At 57.9% G+C, this 18,709-nt stretch carries 15 protein-coding genes; 4 read left to right on the top strand and 11 right to left on the bottom strand.

The window, feature by feature from the left end:
• Positions 1–93 precede the first annotated feature (93 nt).
• From T363_RS0102300 to T363_RS0102255, 10 genes are all read right to left on the bottom strand, one after another.
• The gene (locus T363_RS0102300) at positions 94–585 is read right to left on the bottom strand and encodes a GNAT family N-acetyltransferase (RefSeq protein ID WP_031472864.1); all 492 of its coding nucleotides are present in this window, start codon (positions 583–585) and stop codon (positions 94–96) included.
• 110 nt (positions 586–695) lie between these two features.
• A complete protein-coding gene (sigE, locus tag T363_RS0102295) occupies positions 696–1,391 on the bottom strand; it encodes an RNA polymerase sporulation sigma factor SigE (RefSeq protein ID WP_031472862.1) in 696 nt (231 codons plus the stop codon).
• Between the two features lie 22 nt (positions 1,392–1,413).
• Positions 1,414–2,244 (bottom strand): sigma-E processing peptidase SpoIIGA, encoded by an 831-nt coding sequence (locus tag T363_RS0102290; RefSeq protein ID WP_031472860.1) that lies wholly within the window; start codon positions 2,242–2,244, stop codon positions 1,414–1,416.
• A 214-nt stretch (positions 2,245–2,458) separates the two neighbouring features.
• Positions 2,459–3,460 carry a M42 family metallopeptidase gene (locus tag T363_RS0102285; RefSeq protein WP_031472858.1) on the bottom strand — a complete coding sequence of 334 codons (1,002 nt, stop codon included), beginning with the start codon at positions 3,458–3,460 and terminating at the stop codon, positions 2,459–2,461.
• Complete coding sequence (locus T363_RS0102280) at positions 3,457–4,479, bottom strand: M42 family metallopeptidase (protein WP_031472856.1); 1,023 nt, start codon at positions 4,477–4,479, stop codon at positions 3,457–3,459. The genes T363_RS0102285 and T363_RS0102280 overlap by 4 nt, the downstream gene beginning before the upstream one ends.
• Positions 4,476–5,513, bottom strand: coding sequence for a M20/M25/M40 family metallo-hydrolase (locus T363_RS0102275; RefSeq protein ID WP_034971466.1), 1,038 nt, complete (start codon positions 5,511–5,513; stop codon positions 4,476–4,478). The genes T363_RS0102280 and T363_RS0102275 overlap by 4 nt, the downstream gene beginning before the upstream one ends.
• Before the next feature lie 443 nt (positions 5,514–5,956).
• The gene (locus T363_RS14940; RefSeq protein WP_051643034.1) at positions 5,957–6,493 is read right to left on the bottom strand and encodes a VanZ family protein; all 537 of its coding nucleotides are present in this window, start codon (positions 6,491–6,493) and stop codon (positions 5,957–5,959) included.
• Positions 6,490–8,607, bottom strand: a complete 2,118-nt coding sequence (locus T363_RS0102265; protein ID WP_154658727.1) for an ABC transporter permease — start codon at positions 8,605–8,607, stop codon at positions 6,490–6,492. Before T363_RS0102265 ends, T363_RS14940 begins: the two co-directional genes overlap by 4 nt.
• Complete coding sequence (locus T363_RS0102260) at positions 8,582–9,481, bottom strand: ABC transporter ATP-binding protein (protein ID WP_031472848.1); 900 nt, start codon at positions 9,479–9,481, stop codon at positions 8,582–8,584. The genes T363_RS0102265 and T363_RS0102260 overlap by 26 nt, the downstream gene beginning before the upstream one ends.
• Positions 9,478–9,849 carry a GntR family transcriptional regulator gene (locus tag T363_RS0102255; RefSeq protein WP_034971465.1) on the bottom strand — a complete coding sequence of 124 codons (372 nt, stop codon included), beginning with the start codon at positions 9,847–9,849 and terminating at the stop codon, positions 9,478–9,480. The genes T363_RS0102260 and T363_RS0102255 overlap by 4 nt, the downstream gene beginning before the upstream one ends.
• Positions 9,850–10,050: 201 nt before the next feature.
• On the opposite strand from T363_RS0102255, the gene T363_RS0102250 reads away from it, so the two are divergent.
• Entirely contained in the window at positions 10,051–10,737 is a 687-nt protein-coding gene (locus tag T363_RS0102250; protein WP_031472844.1) for a uracil-DNA glycosylase, read from the top strand.
• A gap of 9 nt (positions 10,738–10,746) precedes the next feature.
• Positions 10,747–11,457 (top strand): tRNA threonylcarbamoyladenosine dehydratase, encoded by a 711-nt coding sequence (locus T363_RS0102245; RefSeq protein ID WP_031472842.1) that lies wholly within the window; start codon positions 10,747–10,749, stop codon positions 11,455–11,457.
• A 360-nt stretch (positions 11,458–11,817) separates the two neighbouring features.
• Here T363_RS0102245 and nifJ read toward each other — a convergent pair whose 3' ends face one another.
• On the bottom strand, positions 11,818–15,372 hold the full coding sequence (gene nifJ, locus T363_RS0102240) for a pyruvate:ferredoxin (flavodoxin) oxidoreductase (RefSeq protein ID WP_031472840.1): 3,555 nt from the start codon (positions 15,370–15,372) through the stop codon (positions 11,818–11,820).
• A 328-nt stretch (positions 15,373–15,700) separates the two neighbouring features.
• Between nifJ and T363_RS0102235 the strand changes: the two genes are divergently transcribed.
• Both T363_RS0102235 and T363_RS14935 read left to right on the top strand, forming a co-directional pair.
• Positions 15,701–17,224 (top strand): YifB family Mg chelatase-like AAA ATPase, encoded by a 1,524-nt coding sequence (locus T363_RS0102235; RefSeq protein ID WP_031472838.1) that lies wholly within the window; start codon positions 15,701–15,703, stop codon positions 17,222–17,224.
• A gap of 119 nt (positions 17,225–17,343) precedes the next feature.
• Positions 17,344–18,558, top strand: a complete 1,215-nt coding sequence (locus T363_RS14935; RefSeq protein ID WP_051643033.1) for a M15 family metallopeptidase — start codon at positions 17,344–17,346, stop codon at positions 18,556–18,558.
• Positions 18,559–18,709 lie beyond the last annotated feature (151 nt).

Genomic DNA, 18,709 nt, shown 5'->3' with positions numbered 1-18,709 from the left:
GCAGAACAAGGGAATATACCGGTTAAATTTTTGCACCGGCCCCACCGTTCGACCGTTTTCACCTGCACACTGTGCTTGTGAAGCGCCGATCCGTCAAAGCACATGGTAATGCGGAATAATGTCCCCATAGCTGCCGTCCTTCCGGCGGAAGCCGCCCGGTATCACCCCAAGCTGTACAAAGCCCAGCTTACGGTATAGTGCCAGCGCTGCCGCATTGGAACAAACCACCGCGTTAAACTGCAGCACACGAAACCCAAGCGCTGCCGCCTGCTTCATGCAATGGCGCACCAGTTGTTCCCCAATGTGCTGCCCGCGCCGGTCGGATGCTACCGCATAGCTGGCATTGCAGATGTGACCGCAGCGCCCCACATTGTTCGGATGCAGGATGTACACGCCTACGATCTGTCCGCTTTCCGCATCGCACGCCACGCCGGTAAAGGACTGCGACGTGAAAAATGCACCGCCGCTTTCTGCAGTCAGCCGTTCGGTCTGCGGAAACGCATCACCTTCCTCCACCACCTCATTCCAAACAGCGGCCGCCTGTGCGGCATCCCGCTCGACATATGGGCGAATTTCTATCTGCATATTCCACACGCTCCACCAATCCATGATTTGCACTTATTATATCACAATAAAAGGCGCAAGGGAAACCCTTCTGTTTCCCCTGCGCCAAACTTCCCTTTTTTCTCGCCGCATCAAACCGAATGCTGCAGAATATCCTTGCGCATGCGCGCAATGATCCGTTTTTCCAACCGCGAAATGTAGCTTTGCGAAATGCCCAGCAGATCGGCAACCTCCTTTTGCGTCATGGCCTCCGGCACGCCCACACCAAACCGCAGTGAAATGATCTGCCGCTCACGCGCAGGCAGCCGTGCCAGCGCTTCCAGTACAAGCGCCCGATCCACATCGTCCTCCAGCGGACGCATCACACAATCCGGCTCCGTGCCGAGAATATCGCTCAGCAGTAGCTCGTTGCCGTCCCAATCCGAGGAAAGCGGCTCATCAAACGACACCTCGGTGCGCCGTCCTGCGATTTTACGCAGATACATCAGGATCTCATTTTCAATGCAGCGCGACGCATAGGTGGCGAGCTTTACATTTTTATCGCTCCGATAGGTGCTGACCGCTTTGATCAGCCCAATCGTACCGATCGAGATCAGATCCTCTGTCCCCACACCACTGGATTCAAACTTCCGTGCCAAAAACACCACCAGCCGCAGATTGTGCTCGATCAGCCGGTTCCGCGCCGCTTCATCCCCCTCCTGACACGCTGCAACCGCCGCCGCCTCCTGCTCCGCCGGAAGCGGCGGCGGCAGCACCTCACTGCCGCCAATATAATAAATACCCTGCCGCCTCGCCGCCCGCAGCAGGCACTGTAAGATCTCCGCCAGCTTCAAAGTCCTCTCTCCCTTTCTATATGCCGATCAATCCATCGTATGCGCCCCGCCCGATTTGAGCCGGACCGACCGCGCACACACAATCCAACAACGATCCATCCGCCCGCTGCACCGTATCCGGACGAAAATACAGCAGCAGACCCGCCTCTGTACCCACCGCTCGATACGGCAGCAGTCCAAAGCGCGCTGCCGCTTCAGGCGGCAGCGCCGCAAGCTGCGCCGCCGCGTTTTGTCCGGTCAACCGAATTCCGCTGCCCAGCACCGCCTGGGCTGCCGCACGGTCAAGCACGATAGCCGGCCGCCCGGAAACCGGCTCGGTCAGATCGTTTCCCGTATCATGCAGCAGACGGAGCTGCGCCTCCCGACCAAAGCAGCGGATCGTGACCCGCTCCACCTCACACCGCAGTACACCATGCTGCGCATCACCGCGCAGCAGAATACCGCTCACCGCATACCCGACCGTTGCCGCCAACAGCAGTGTTCGCAGCGGCACCGCAAAATAATAGCCCGCGCCATACAGCAGTCTGCGCCCCGAAGCCACGCCCAATGCAGCCGCCATCCCGGCAAACATCGCCGAGACCAGTATGTACAGGCAGCACGACCGCACCAGCGCCCGTGTTTTGCCAAACGCCAGTGCGCACAGGCCGATCCCGCTCAATAGCCGCAGCGGCAAAACAGCCGCCACCGGCCACATCGCCGCGCAAACAGCATATGCACCGCCCGCCAGACACGCCAACACAAGCCGTCCCCGCTTGACCTGAACGCCGCCCAGCCGCGCGGCTGCCAGCAGGCTCACGCCATCCATCAGCGCATTCACCCCAAACAGCACATCCCAATATATGACCATGCCGCACCTCCGCCTGCCCTCATCATAGCATAACCATACTACAATATTTGCCGAACTGCGTCCCTTCCCCCTCCCCTTCCGCAGGTGCAAAAAGGGAGAAACCGCTGCAAACGGTTTCTCCCCTGAAGGTGTCGCAACTATGCTGTTTTCCAACGGACATGATTATATTGCACCATTTTAAGCACAGAAATATTTCCGCTCGATTTCCACTGCTTTACTGTGCCGTAACCGCAAAGCGTGCCAGCAGCGCCGCCGCCTGCTCCACATCCGAAACCGCACACAGCTCGCTGGGCGAATGAATATAGCGTGTAGGGATGGACACTGCCCCGACCTGTACGCCCGCGCCTGTTTTTTGCAGCATGGCGGTATCCGTCCCGCCGAACTGCAAAATCTCGCGCTGCACCGAAATACCGCAGTCCGCCGCCGCCCGCTCCAGCGCGGCACACACTGCCGGTGTACAGATCACAGAACGATCCATCACCTTAACCGCCGGGCCGCCGCCCAGCTCGACCGCCACCGGTGTCCTGCGCTCCGGCAGGTCACCGGTATCGGTCACATCCACCGCGATCGCCACATCCGGCTCCACGGCAAACGCCGCAGCGCCCGCGCCGCGCAGACCGACCTCTTCCTGCGCCGTAAACACAAAATACAGGTCGTTTTCGGATTGTTGCCCGGACAACTGTTCAAGCATCAGCAGCAGCGTAACACAGCCGATGCGGTTATCCAGATAGGGACCGCACAGCACGCCGTTCTGCTCAAAACGCAGCGCTTCAAACACGGCAAAATCGCCGATCTGCACCATGCGCGCCGCATCCTCCCGGCTGCCCGCGCCGATATCGATGAACAGATTGTCCATCGTCAAATCCTTAAATGCCGGTTTCTCCTCATACGAGATCACACCGCGTGTACCATTTGCAAAGCGCACCTGAATATTGATCAAATCACCGTGGAACAGGCCGCCGACCTGCGAAAAGCGGATAAAGCCCTTTTCATCAATATACGTGGCCACCACGCCGATCGAATCCATGTGCGCCGCAAACAGAAGTTTTTTGCCGCTGCCCTTTTTCCGGCAGATCAGATTTCCCAGCGCATCGGTCGTGATATCATCCACATAGTCGCCTGCCGCCGCCGCGATTGCCTCGCGCACCGCGTCCTCCCGGCCGGACGGGCCAAATGCGCCGCCGATCTCCTTCCACAAATCAAAAACTTTGCTCATGCGTCCTCTCCTCCGAGTTCTTCCAGAAATGCCTGCGCGGCCGCCAGCAGCGCCTCGCAGTCTGCCGCCGCCGCCACCGAGGACGGCGAGTGGATATACCGCACCGGCACCGCAGCCGCGCACACGCGCACCCCTGTCCGGCTTTTGTGGATGCGGCCTGCATCCGTGCCGCCTGCAATCCGCGTTTTGGTCTGCCACGGGATGTGACGGCGCACACAGGCATCGCGCAGCAGCTCAAACAGCGCCGCATCGTAAATCGTTGCGCCATCCATAAACGGCAGCACCACGCCGCTGCGCAGGCGGCAGACCGCCTTGCCGTCCGTCACCTCAGCCAGATCAGCCGCTGTTGTGCCCTCCAGCACCAGCGCAAAGCCCGGATCCAGCGCATAGGCCATGCTGGCAGCGCCGCGCAGACCGGTTTCCTCCTGCACGGTAAAGCAAAACCATGTGTCCACGGGCGGTTCCCGCTCGAGCAGCTTGAGCAGTGCCGCGCAGCCAACCCGGTCGTCGATCGCCTTGGCCTTGATCAAACCATCGCCGAACTCCACCACTTCCGAATCAAACACACCGTATGCCCCAAGGGACACCATAGCTTCAGCCGCCGCGCGGCTGCCCGCCCCGATATCAATATACAGCTCCTTGGTCTTCGGCATGGTTTTCCGCTCGGCAGCCGTTGTCAGGTGAACCGCCTTAATGCCGATCACACCGGTCACCTCTCCAAAGCGCACCGCGCGGCCGATCACCACGCGCGGATCCACGCCGCCGACAAAACCGAACTTGAGCATCCCATCCTCGGTGATCTGCTTTACGATCACACCGACCTCATCCATGTGCGCGCAAACCGCCACCGGACGCACCGGCGTTTTCCGCCCCCGGCGGAATACCATCAGGTTGCCAATAGCATCCTCGCGGATCTCATCCGCATAGGGTGCAGCCTGATTCCGCACAAACGCACGCACCGCATCCTCACAGCCCGAAGGGCCGGGCAGTGCACAAAGCTGTTTCAGCAGTTCGATCATCCCCGCACCTCCCCGTCAAACGTGCGCAGAAACGCCGCCATCAGGTCAGCGACCGCTTCCACATCGGAAAGCTGCACCACCTCAACCGGCGTATGCATATATTTTTCCGGGATGGACAGCAGCGCCGTTGCAATACCGTGCGCTACGATCTGCATTGTCCACGCATTCGTGCCGGTGTTGCCCTCCATCACCTCCAGCGAATGGGCAATATCGTATGCCTTCGCCGTGCGGATCAGCTGCTGCGTCAGCCCGCGGTGCAGGTTCGGCCCTACGCCGATTGCCGCACCGCTGCCCAGCTCAAACACGCCGTCCGAAGGGCCGTCCGGTGTTTTGCCATGCGTCACATCGACTGCAATGGCATATTCCGGCTGTACGGCAAACGCGCCCGTCTGTGCCCCCAGCCCGGTCACCTCCTCCTGCGCGCTGAACAGTACCGCGATATTACAGTGCAGCCCGCTGTTTTCCTGCTGCAAACGATCCAGCGCCAGCAGGATCGCCGCGACTCCGGCGCGGTCATCCAAACATTTGCTGCAATACTGTCCCCCGGCAAGCGCCACGGGCTGCTGCCCGAACACAATCGGTGTGCCAACACGGATGCGGCTTTTCGCATCTGTCAGCCCGGTGTCGATCAGCATCCGATTGACCGGCACCGCCTTATCCTGTTCTCCCGCCTTGAGTAAATGCGGCGGCAGGCAGGCGATCACACCGTACAGCGGCTGCTCCGCCAATATCGTCACCTCGCCCGCCAGCAGCATACGCGGATCCACACCGCCGACCGGCGCAAAACGCAGGAAGCCGTCCTCCAGCACTTCGGTTACAACAAAGCCGATCTGATCGAGATGCGCATCCAGCAGTATGGTTTTGGCATTTTCCCGTCCGCACGACCGATAGCCCATCACATTGCCGTTTCGATCCACCGTAACTGAATCGCAATACGGCTCCAGCAGCGCACAAACTGTCCGCGCCGCCTGCTCCTCAAACCCGCTGACCGCCGGCAGGCTGCACAGCGTTTGCAGCGTTTTTTCCAACTGCAAGGCTCATTCCTCCTTTAATGGTATTTTCTCCTCCGTTATTATACCCGTTTCCCAAACAGGATACAATAGCTTTCCCCGCCCCCGCAGACACAAACAGGGAGCGCCCCCTGAGACTGTCGAAAAACTTGTGTTTTCCGACAACCTGTGTTTGGACTTCGCCAAACACGAACGAGAAAAAGTTCCCATACAGAAACTTTTTTCTCTCAAAGTATAAAAGCTGAGGTACATGCCCTCAGCTTTTATGCGTTTGCGCTGCAAATGCTGTTTTATGCGCGCTGCCGCGCGTATTGCTAACATCCATCGACAAAATACTTTTCGACAAACAGAGGGAGCGCCCCCTCCGGAACGCTCCCTCTGCCTATCTTACTCTCTATCCTGATTGTGATACCATCTGTTTATGGCATCCATTTTGTTTTTCCGCCCACATATATGCTGTCGGCCGGTTATACACCGACCGTCATCAGGTCGGTCACGGTGGCCAGCGCGATCACCGCACACCAGCAGGCCAGCGGATATGCCCACTCGTTCCGCCCCTGCCGCCGCGGCGCCAAACGCGGCCATGCCCGCAACACAAGCCACGCCAGTGCAAAACCGGCCGCCGCGCCCGCGGTGTTCAAAATCAGGTCATCCACCGATGTTACGCCGCCCGCGACGAGCTGGATCAGCTCAATACTGACCGACAGCCCCAGCCCTAACAGCACCGTGCGTTTTGCGCTGCCGAACCACCGCCAGAACAGCGGCAGCAGCAGCCCCAACGGCACAAACATCACCACATTGCCTGCCAGATTGGCCATCACCCCCAACCCGGGGGACTGCGGATCGGTCGCCACCTTGATGATATCCACAAACGGGATCAGCTCCAGCTTGGGCACGGGCAGCCGCCCGAGTACAAGCTGCACGAGCGACGGCCCGGTCAGCATTCCTACGCCCATCAGGTAAACGAACAGGAGCAGTACACCGCATACATCGCGTTTTTTCATGCCGCCGCCTCAGCGAACACGGTGCCATCCGTTGCGGCAGGAGCTGTACCCTCCGGACGGTACTTCTGCACCACCGCGGCGGGGTATTTGCCCTGCGGATAATACAGACCCCGCTCCTCTCCATCGCTCGTCACCACGGATACATTTATTCCCTCGGTCTGCTCCTCCGCAATAAGGATGCCGTTGCTCTCCAGCATTTCATACACGCCGGCGTCCAGCAGATCATAGGGCTGCGCATCCTTCAGCAGCGCTTCCACATCAGCCTTGTTTGTCACTTCCACTGTGACCCACTCGCCGTTGTCTGCGTCCAACTGCTTGTAGTACGTAATCTGGGTCATTCCCGGCATATCCGCCGTTAGCGGCTGCGGACGCACGCCGGTAAACTGCTCGATCAGTGCCAGCGTCTTCACATCCTGCTCAGTCACATAGACATTGCCTTCGAATTGATAGCCTCTGTCCTCATGCTCGTGGTTCAGTTCGATCCGCATGACGATCGTGCTGTCCTGCGCGCGGGTCAGCGCTTCCTCCCGCAGCGTCTGCACGATCTGCTCGATCTTTGCTGCGTCCCGCAGTTCATACTCACAGCTGTACCCGCTGGCATTTGTGTAGAATCCCAGCAGCGGCGCGCCGTTTTTCGTCTCACCGGTCTCGTACCGGAACAGCGGCCAGTGCTTCTGCCGGTATTCCTCCGAACGGTAGATGGTGTTCAGCAATTCGGCTGTTTCCCCGGTCTCAGGCAGCATATAGCGGCGCATCGTTATGCGGCTGCCCCGTTCAAAGGTAAACAGATAGCTGCGGAACGACATTGCGGTCTCCCCTCTTTCCGAATCGGTCTGCCGTGCAATTTCAGCCAGCCGATACACCGCGTCGATATTCGCCTCATCGGTCAGCAGCGCATCGGCATTCGCGCTGTCAAGGTTCACGCCGGTCAGCTCCTCCCGCGCGGGCATCCAACGGTCGTAGCCAAATACGTCAACCTTCAGCAGCAGGATGCCGCACGCCAGCACCGCAAGGATCGCCGCGAGCTGCACGGGCTTGCGGAAGATCGCGTGGAAGTCCATCGCATAGATGATCTCCACGATCCAGTGGAACAGCACCGTGCCGATCACCAGCCCCGGCCAGAACCAGAAATCGCCCGCAATCAATTCGAACAGCATACCGAATGCCGCGCCCGCTGTCAAACACATATATACCTTAACCGGCAGCTTGAGCGGCTCAAAGGCCAACGCCATGCCGCTCCGCTCACTCTTGCGGATGCGGAACAGCCAGCAGGCCAGCGCCGTCACCAGCACCGCCGCGAGCAGATAACCTGCCAGCAGCGGCAGCGCGGAAACCTTTTCGCCCGTGCCCACAGAGATCAGCATATCATGATAGGTCATGCCGTCCAGCAGGAAGTAGTGTACCACCGGCGAGGCATAACCCAAACCGTTCATCGCGCCGGTTTCCACAAAGGTATCCAAAAATTTGCCGCACAGCCCGCTGAACAGCAGCCGCACCAGCGCCGGGGACAGATGCACCCACACAAGCAGCAGCAGGGTGATGACCGTGTTGCCGCACAGCACGGTTGTCAGCACACTGAGCGCATACAGCAGCAGGAACAAAATCACATTACTGATCACCGCGCCGCCGATTTCGCCCCAGTTCACCGCCGCGCCGAAGCCCATCGCGTAAACGCAGGCCAGCGTGATGCCGTACATCACCAAATAGCCCGTCAGCGTGCAGACCACGCCTGTCGCAAAATTGTTAAAGAACAATTTTGTGCGCGTTACCGGCAGGCTATGGTAAAAATCCACCTTCTGACGGGCGTGCAGATAGGCAAACAGCGCCACGCCGCACGAAACCGCCATTACAATAAAGGTAATTTTGATAAATGGATTATATCCACCGATAAACTCCGCGACCTGTTCGAGCGCGATCTTCCAGTGCCGTTCCACATAAATCTGTTCCAGACTTTGCAGTTCGATTGCACGCTGCTCCAGCGCGTGCTGCATGGTCATCAGGACTGGCAGCAGCATGGACAGGAAAAACCCCACGCCGGACAATACAAACGCCCATAGGCTGCGGCGCGTGCTGTCGCGCAGCATTCCCTTAGAAGAGCAGTTTCTTGATGTCATAACCTGCCACCTCCGTTTCATTGATAAAAATCTCCTCCAGCGTCAGCGGAAGCATTTCGCAAAAGCTCGGATTCATCGCGTTCACGCGGGCCAGCAGCGCCTCGCGGCTGCCGCGTGCGGTCAGCGTATACAGCGAACCGCGCCGGTCCAGATGCATTACGTCGATGTCGTCCCACGCGTTTTCCGGCAGCGGACTGGTAAAGATGCACTGCATCTTAAACATATCCAGCTTCATTTCCTCCAAGTCGCGCGAAAACAGGATACCGCCGCGGTGCAGCAGGCCAACATGGTCGCAGAAATCCTCCAGCTCGCGCAGGTTATGCGAAGCGACAACCGGCGTCAGGCCGCGGCTTTCCACATCCTCTGCAAACAGGCTTTTGACCGTTTGCCGCACAACCGGATCAAGGCCGTCGAACGTTTCATCACAGAACAGGTAATCCGTGCCCGCGCATACACCGCAGATGACCGACACCTGCTTTTTCATGCCCTTGGAAAACGTGCGGATCTTGCGGTTTTCATCCAAACCGAAGCCGTCCATCAGCTTGCGGTAACGTTCTTCATCAAAATGGCGATAAAAGCGCTTGTAGTAGTTTTTCATCTCTGCCGGTGTGCTGTTCGGGAAGAAAAACTGTTCATCCGAAATAAAAAAGCAGCGTTCTTTAAGCGCCGTGTTCTCAAACACGTCCGCGCCGTCAATCTGCACCGTACCTTCATCGGGCAGCAGAATACCTGCCAGCATCCGCAAAAATGTACTCTTGCCCGCGCCGTTTGAACCGATCAGCCCGTATACCGAACCGTCGCGCACCTCGGCGCACACATGGTCAACCGCCGTGATGCCGCCAAAGTGCTTGGTCGCATTATTCGCCGTGATCATGCCCTGTCCTCTCCTTTCTCCTTCAGCCAGCCCTGCAGCTGTGCTTCGCTTGCACCAAGCGCCCGCGCCTGACCGGCCAGTGTGCCGATTTGTGTGCCGATCTCATCCAGCCGGCGTGTGCGCAGCGTCTCCGTGTTATCTGAAATAAAGTTCCCCCGTCCTTTTGCGGCGTAAATCACGCCGCGGCGCTCAAGCTCTCCATACGCGCGTTGGATGGTGTTCGGATTGATCGACAGCTCTACCGCAAGCTGCCGCACACTGGGGATCTGGGTATCCGCCGGCAAAGCCCCACGCAGCGCCAGCTCTTCGATCCCGTCCACCACCTGTTCATAAATCGGCCGCGGATCCCGATAATCAATTTTTATCACATTGCGCGCCTCCTTTCCTGATATCGTCCTTGTGTCTTGTCTGTATTAACAGTCTTAATACACTTAGAGTATAGCAATCCTGCCCTGCCTTGTCAATCCCTTTTGCGAAAAAAGCGCTGCTGTGCTATAATAATAGAACATTTCTCGCTTCATGCTGCGATCATCGCAGCGCATCAAAAAAATTTGCATCCGGAGGCTGCTATGGTACATTTGGGAAACGACTGGGACGAGATCCTTGCCGGTGAATTCGAGCAGGATTACTACAAAAAAATACGCTACTGGCTAAAAAAAGAATACGCAGAGCAGACCATCTATCCTGCGATGGAAAACATCTTCAATGCCCTGCGTTATACGCCATACCACCGTGTAAAAGCCGTCATCCTCGGACAGGATCCCTACCACGGTCCGGGGCAGGCGCACGGGCTGTGCTTTTCCGTGCAGCCGGGCGTACCCGCGCCCCCCAGCCTGCAAAATATCTTCAAAGAACTGCAAAGCGACCTCGGCATCACACCGCCGCAGGGCGGCACCCTGACCCGCTGGGCAGAACGCGGCGTGCTGCTGCTCAACACCACGCTGACCGTGCGCCGTGGGCAGGCCAACAGCCATAAAAACATCGGCTGGACAACCTTTACCGACCATGTCATCCAAAAGCTTAACGAGCGCGAGCAGCCGATCGTCTTTTTGCTTTGGGGCGGCAACGCGCGCTCTAAAAAGAACCTCATCACCGCACCGCAGCATCTGGTGTTGGAAAGCGTGCATCCCTCGCCGCTTTCGGCCTACAACGGATTTTTCGGCTGCAAACATTTTTCCCAGTGCAACGCCTTTTTGGAAAGCCATGGGATCGATCCGATCGACTGGGATCTGAACCACGAATCCCCCTGCCTGTGAGGTAATACCATGCTGCATGAATTTTCCCGTGCGGAGCTGCTGCTCGGCACAACCGCCCTTGAAAAACTGCGTGCCGCCCATGTAGCCGTGTTCGGTATCGGCGGCGTCGGCTCATTTGCCTGCGAAGCGTTGGCACGGGCCGGCATCGGTGAGCTGACGCTGATCGACAGCGACACCGTTTCGCTTACCAACCGCAACCGCCAGCTCATCGCCCTTGCATCAACCACCGGCCAGCCCAAGGTCGAAGTCATGCGGGCACGCATCGCAGAGATCAATCCACACTGCACGGTACACACGCGGCAGGAGTTTTACACCCCGGATTCTGCACTCGATCTGTCGCAGTTCGATTATGTAATTGATGCCATCGATACCGTGACCGCCAAACTGCATCTGGTAACGGCATGTGACCGGCTGGGTGTGCCGCTCATCTGCTCCATGGGCACAGGCAACAAGCTCGACCCCACCCGTTTCGAGGTAACGGACATTTACAAAACCTCGGTCTGCCCGCTGGCGCGCGTGATGCGGCTGGAATGTAAAAAAAGACGCATCAAACACTTAAAAGTCGTCTATTCCACGGAAGAACCGCGCACGCCACTACCTTCGGATGAACAGAAAGGCACCGCAGGCCGCGCCGTCCCGGGCAGCGTTTCATTCGTACCGCCGGTGGCAGGCATGATCCTCGCCGGAGAATGTATCAAAGACCTAACCGGCGTGCGCTGAATATAAAAAGCTGGGACATCTCTGTCTGATGTCTCATCTCAGTCTGTCGAAAAAGTATTTTGTTATTGAACGTAAGCAACACGCGCGGCAGCGCGCATCATATGGAAAATTGCAGCCTGCTGCAATTTTTATAAAAACCCGCGACATGTGCGTGGGTTTTTATACAAGACGACGGAGAATTGTGCCCGAAGGGCGCGATTCGCAGTCTCAGATGGGACATCTCTGTCTGATGTCCCATCTTTTTATTTGGTTCTCAGTAAATGCTGCACCCCATGATCCTCAATATCTCAGCACAAAACCCCGCAGAGAACAAGCTCTGCGGGGTTTTGTAATGCAATTATATCTGCTGTTCAGCCAATCTTACGCTTCAGGAGCGTACAGATCCTGCAAACGCTTGAGGTGTGCAAAGCGCTTGGTAGATTCGATCTCAGACTCCTCAAACAGCTTCTCGGCACGATCCGGGAATGCACGGGTCAGTGCGGAATAACGCGCCTCGTTCATCATAAACTTGCGGTAATCCTCGGTCTTGGGCTCCTTGGATTCCAGAATGAACGGGTTCTTGCCCTCCTTTGCCAGATCCGGATTGAAGCGGAACAGGTTCCAGTAGCCGCAGTCAACAGCCTTCTTCATCTCAGCCTGGCAGTTGGTCATGCCGCCCTTGATGGAGTGCATCTCACACGGCGCATAGCCGATAATGAGCGACGGGCCGTGATAAGCCTCTGCCTCTGCAATCGCCTTGAGGGTCTGGTTCATATTCGCGCCCATTGCGATCTGCGCAACGTATACATAGCCGTAGCTCATTGCGATCTCAGCAAGGCTCTTCTTCTTGGTGGTCTTACCGGAAGCTGCAAACTGAGCCACAGCGCCGATGTTGGTTGCCTTGGAGGCCTGACCGCCGGTGTTGGAGTAAACCTCGGTATCGAATACCATCACGTTGACATCCTGGCCGGAAGCAAGGACGTGATCCAGACCGCCGAAGCCGATATCATAAGCCCAGCCGTCGCCGCCGAAGATCCAGACGGACTTCTTAGCCAGATATTCCTTATGCGCAAGCACTTCCTTGCAGTCTGCGCAGCCGTCCGCCGCACCCTTTTCGAGCACCGCGATCAGCGCCTTCGCCGGTTCTGCATTATCTGCACCGTTGTCCTTGGTTTCGAGGAACTTGGCGATCGCTTCCTTTGCCTCTGCCGGAGCAGACGCAGCCATCTCTTCGAGCTTGCCGATCAGGCGCTCACGGATCGCTTCCTGACCATAGTACATACCGAGGCCGTGCTCTGCGTTATCCTCAAACAGGGAGTTCGCCCAAGCCGGACCATGGCCGTTGGCATCCACCGTATACGGGCTGGTAGCAGCCGGGCCGCCCCAGATGGACGAACAGCCGGTCGCGTTGGAGATATACATACGGTCGCCGCAAACCTGCGTGATCAGGCGGGCGTAAGAGGTTTCCGCACAGCCTGCGCAAGAACCGGAGAACTCAAGCAGCGGCTTCTTGAACTGGCTGTCCTTGACAGAGTTGACCGAGATCATATCCGGCTTCTCTGCAACCTTGGCTACGCAGTAATCGAAGGTATCCTGCTGGGCAGCTTCCTGCGCCTGCGGAACCATAGTGAGGGACTTGGTCGGGCAAACGCCGATACATACGCCGCAGCCCATGCAGTCGAGCGGAGAAACAGTCAGCGTGTACTTGTAAACGCCCTTGCCCTTGCCGGCCTTGATGTCTACGATCTTAGCGGATGCCGGTGCAGCGGCAGCCTCTTCCTCCGTCAGCGCGAACGGACGGATAGTCGCGTGCGGGCAGACATAAGCACACTGGTTGCACTGTACACAGGTCTCAGCGTTCCAAGTCGGAACGGTAACGGCTACGCCGCGCTTCTCGTAAGCGGCAGCGCCGTGCTCGAAGGAGCCGTCAACATGCTCGCCTGCGAAAGCGGATACCGGCAGAGAGTCGCCGTCCATGCGGCCGATCGGCTCCATAACGTCCTTAACCATCTTAACGACCTCAGGACGGCCCTGCAGATCGCGGTTGTCGGCCTCGTCGGCAGCATCAGCCCATGCAGCCGGAACGTCGATCTTCTTGAACGCAGTTGCGCCGGCATCGATCGCCTTGTGGTTCATGTCAACAACATCCTGACCCTTCTTCAGGTAGGACTTGGTCGCAGCATCCTTCATGAACTGGATGGCCTCTGCCTCCGGCATGACCTTAGCCAGCGCGAAGAACGCGGACTGCAGAATGGTGTTGGTGCGCTTGCCCATACCGATCTCGATCGCAAGATCGATCGCATTGATGGTGTAGAGCTGAATATTGTTCTTGGCAATGTAGCGCTTCTCGGAAGGAGCAAGGTGCTTCTCAAGCTCTTCCGGGCTCCACTGGCAGTTGATCAGGAATACGCCGCCCGGCTTAACATCACGCACGATCGGGAAGCCCTTGGTGATGTAGGACGGGTTGTGGCAGGCTACGAAGTCAGCCTTGTTGATATAGTAGGGAGAACGGATCGGCTTATCGCCAAAACGCAGATGCGAAACGGTTACGCCGCCGGTCTTCTTGGAGTCATACTGGAAGTATGCCTGAACATACTTATCGGTATGGTCGCCGATGATCTTGATGGAGTTCTTGTTCGCGCCAACGGTGCCGTCGCCGCCGAGACCCCAGAACTTGCACTCGGTGGTGCCTTCCGCCGCAGTATTCGGCGAGGCCTTCTCTTCGAGGGACAGGTAGGTCACGTCATCGGTGATGCCGATGGTGAACTGACGCTTCGGCTCAGCCTTGGTCAGCTCTTCGTATACAGCAAATACAGAGGACGGAGGCGTATCCTTAGAGCCCAGACCGTAACGGCCGCCGATCACTGTTTTATCGGTGATGCCGGCGTTAGCCAGTGCGGTAACAACATCCAGATAAAGCGGCTCGCCCTGTGCGCCCGGCTCCTTGGTGCGGTCGAGGACAGCGATCTTCTTCGCAGTCGCCGGAATCGCAGCCAGCAGCTTGTCCGCACGCCACGGACGGTACAGACGAACCTTGATCAGGCCGACCTTCTCGCCGTGTGCGTTCAGGTAGTCGATAACTTCCTCTGCCACGTCGCAGATCGAGCCCATCGCGATGATCACGCGGTCGGCGTCAGCAGCGCCGTAGTAGTTGAACAGCTGATAATCGGTGCCCAGCTTGGCATTAACCTTGCCCATGTACTCTTCCACGATTTCGGGAACCGCATCGTAGTACTTGTTGCAGGCCTCGCGGTGCTGGAAGAACACGTCGCCGTTCTCGTGAGAGCCGCGCATTGCGCCGTGCTCCGGATTGAGCGCACGTGCACGGAACGCCTCAACAGCGTCCATATCGCACATTTCCTTCAGATCTTCATAGTCCCAAACCTCGATTTTCTGGATCTCGTGGGAGGTACGGAAGCCGTCAAAGAAGTTGATGAACGGAACGCGGGACTTGATGGTTGCCAGATGGGCAACAGCGGACAGGTCCATAACTTCCTGCGGATTGGTCTCAGCCAGCATGGCGAAGCCGGTCTGGCGGCAGGCCATAACGTCGGAATGATCGCCGAAGATGTTCAGCGCATGGGATGCAACCGTACGCGCGGAAACATGGAACACGCACGGCAGCAGCTCGCCCGCGATCTTGTACATATTCGGGATCATGAGCAGCAGGCCCTGCGAAGCAGTATAAGTGGTGGTGAGCGCACCGGCAGCCAGAGAGCCGTGCACCGTACCGGCGGCGCCTGCCTCAGACTGCATCTCGATCACCTTTACGGTAGTACCGAAAATGTTTTTCTGACCCGCGGCTGCCCACTGGTCAACACTGTCTGCCATGGGGCTGGAAGGGGTGATCGGGTAGATGCCCGCAACCTCGGTAAACGCATACGACACGTGCGCGGCCGCAGTGTTACCGTCCATGGACTTCATCTTTCTTGCCATGTTTATATCCTCCTATTAAGTTATAACATGCTGAAGGGGATGGAGCAGGCTCTATCCGCATGTTCCGCGCATAAAAACCGTCGCCATCATCCTCATTTATTTTATCACCCTCCCCCCAAATTGTAAACACCAAATATGACAAATTCGTAACAAATTCCAGATTTTTAAGAAAAATTTCGCATTGTGAAACAATTTCTCCAATCCCGCTCCACACTGTCCTCATAATGTTACAATTACTTTGCATTTGACCCTGTGCATTGCGTAAACTACCGGTTTGTGGTAGAGTATAAAGGTAAAAATATCTGCTGATTCGGAGGGAGGATCCCGCATGGTTTCACGTGTTTTTTCTGCCGGCCTGCATGGAATCGACGGGTATATCGTCACCACCGAATGCTTCCTTTCCGGCGGGCTGCCGCGGCTGGATGTTGTCGGTCTGCCGACCGGCGCCGTGGCGGAATCCGGCGAGCGGGTACGCGCCGCCGCCAAAGCCTGTTCTTTCGACTGGCCGGTTTCGCGCGTAACGGTCAACCTTGCCCCTGCGGATACCAAAAAAGCCGGCACGGCCTATGATCTGCCCATCCTGCTTGCAATCCTTGCAGCGGCGGGCGAAATCAACGCCCCGCCGCAGGACACCGTCTTTTTCGGCGAACTTTCACTGACCGGCGCGCTGCGTCCGGTATGCGGTGCGCTCTCCATGGCGATTGCTGCGCGGGACGCCGGATTCCACACCGTTTGTGTCCCCGCGCAGAACGCCGCAGAAGCCGCCTATGCCACCGGCATCTCCGTACTGCCGGTTCCCGATCTAAACGCGCTGCTCAACCATTTGTCCGGCCGCGCTACGCTCCCACCGTGTGAAGCCCCGCAGCCGCCGCAGCCAGCGGAACAGGCGCTCGATTTTTCCCACGTGATGGGGCAGCACGCGGTCAAGCGTGCACTTGAAATCGCCGCAGCCGGCGGACATAATGTACTGCTGTCCGGACCGCCCGGCTCGGGCAAAAGCATGCTGGCCAAGCGTTTTTCCTCCATTCTGCCGCCGCTGTCCGATGCAGAGCGGCTGGAAGTCATCCGCGTCTGGTCTGCTGTCGGCCGCGGCCAGGAAGCCGCTGTGCGCGCAGAGCGTCCATTCCGCGCGCCCCATCACAGCTCCTCAGCCAGCGCACTGTCCGGCGGTGCCGGTACGGCCGGCCGGTTACCGCTTCCCGGCGAGATCACGCTTGCCCACCGCGGTGTTCTGTTTCTGGATGAGCTGCCCGAATTCCACCGGGATGTTCTCGAAACCCTGCGGCAGCCGCTGGAGGATGGTCAGGTCACGATATCCCGCGTTGCCGGACAGGTGACATACCCTGCCAGTTTTCAGCTGATCGCCGCGATGAACCCCTGCAAATGCGGCTGGTACGGCACCGGACGCTGCACCTGCTCCAAAGCATCTGTGCAGCAGTATCTCAAGCGTCTGTCCGGCCCGCTGCTCGACCGGATCGACCTGCAGGTAGCCGTGCAGCCGGTCGAATACGCAGCGCTGGCGGCTCGCGGCAAAGCTGAAGAGGAAAGCTCTGCCGAGATACGCGCCCGTGTACTTGCCGCGCGTGATATACAATACCAGCGGCAGGGTGCCGACCTGTGCAATGCCCTGCTCCCTCCCCCGCAGCTTGCCGCCCACTGTCCGCTGACCGAGCAGGCATCTGCCATGTTTGCCGCTGCCTTCGACCGGCTCGGCCTGACCGCACGTGCACATGACCGCGTACTGCGTGTTGCCCGCACGGTTGCCGATCTTGCAGCCAGCCCGCTGATTCAGGCTGAACACCTGGCCGAAGCTTTGCAATATCGCTCGTTGGACCGCGCGGCCGCAGATTAGTCTGCACATTTGTGTAAAACCTTGTGGATATTGTAAGTAAATTCTGTTTTTTCACAAATTCGACACAATATCCCCTTATACTATATAGTTATTCCGATTCCCTCAAGGAGGTTATTCCCATGCCGCATCCATTTATCCGCCGCGCCGGCACACTGGCTCTGATGGCCGCACTGCTGACCCCGCAGGCCGGCGCGCTTTCCAATATCTCTAACTGGGCGCAGGCGGACGTTGCCGCTGCACAAAGTGCCGGTCTTCTTCCCAGCAGTCTGGAAGCCCGCAGCGCCACCGGCTCGATCACCCGCGCCGAGTTTTGCGCAATCGCTGTCAACGCCTACAAATCTGTCAGCGGAAAAGCTGTATTTGCCTCTGGCAAAAAACCTTTCCGCGATTGCGATGATCCCAGTGTTGTCGCCGCCTATGAGCTCGGGCTGGTCAGCGGCCGCGGCAAAGGCATTTTTGATCCGGATGCCAGCATCCAGCGGCAGGATCTTTGCGTTATGCTGTACAACGTGCTGGAAGCCGCCGGTGTAGAGGCACCCGTCATTGCAGGCGATGCCTGTGTGGAAGACTTTCCCGATGTGCCAAAAATCGAGGATTATGCAGTCGATGCAGTTGTTACCATGGTGGATTACGCCATTGTAAACGGCACCTCTACCTACGGTGCTGCACCGGTTCTCGATCCAAGCGGCCCGGCTACGCGCGAGGCCGCACTTATCATGGCCAACCGCTTCTGCACCGCATTTGAAGGTGCCGTGCAAGAGGAGGATAACAGCGATCCGCTGCCGCCCTTGGTCGATCCTATCGTGCCCGAAGTGCCCGATTACCTGCCGCAGACCGAGCAGGAAAAGATGGATTTTGTTTACGGCATCGGCGGTGAAAAATATCAGTCAGCGGAAGAAGCTGAGCAGAACATGGTCGAGATCGCAGTGCCCGTCTGGCGTTTGCAGCAGGACGGCACCAAAACCACCGGCACCGCTTATTTGCAGGTCAACCGCAGCCTCGCCCCGATCTATGAAGCGATTTTCGAAGAGATCTACAACGGCGATGAGCAGTTCCCGATCACAAACGTCGGCTGCTACTCATGGCGCACCGGCGAACACTCACAAGGCACCGCCGTGGATATTAACTGGGAAGAAAATATGGAAGCAACCATCAACGCAGATGGTTCGCTCACCCCGACAACCGGTTCCCACTGGTCTCCCTATGAAGATCCGTATTCCATTCCGGAAGGCGGCGATGTATATAACGCCTTTACCAAATACGGTTTTGCATGGGGCGGCAACGCTTGGCGCAGCAAGCGCGACTATATGCACTTCAGTTATTTCGGCCGCTGAGCGCAGATTATCAGATCACCGAATACTTACATCTTCCGAAGCCCTCTGTCCCGCACGGACAGGGGGCTTTTTAACCATCAGTTGCAAAAAACAACCATTGGTTAAACCGTCTCTCCATTGCCCATACCGTCCGATTATGGTAAGATAATCC

It is taken from the genome of Agathobaculum desmolans ATCC 43058, from assembly GCF_000701665.1.
Lineage (GTDB): Bacteria > Bacillota > Clostridia > Oscillospirales > Butyricicoccaceae > Agathobaculum > Agathobaculum desmolans.
Note: the sequence above shows the minus strand (reverse complement) of the source record. Positions and strands in the feature narration are given on the sequence as shown.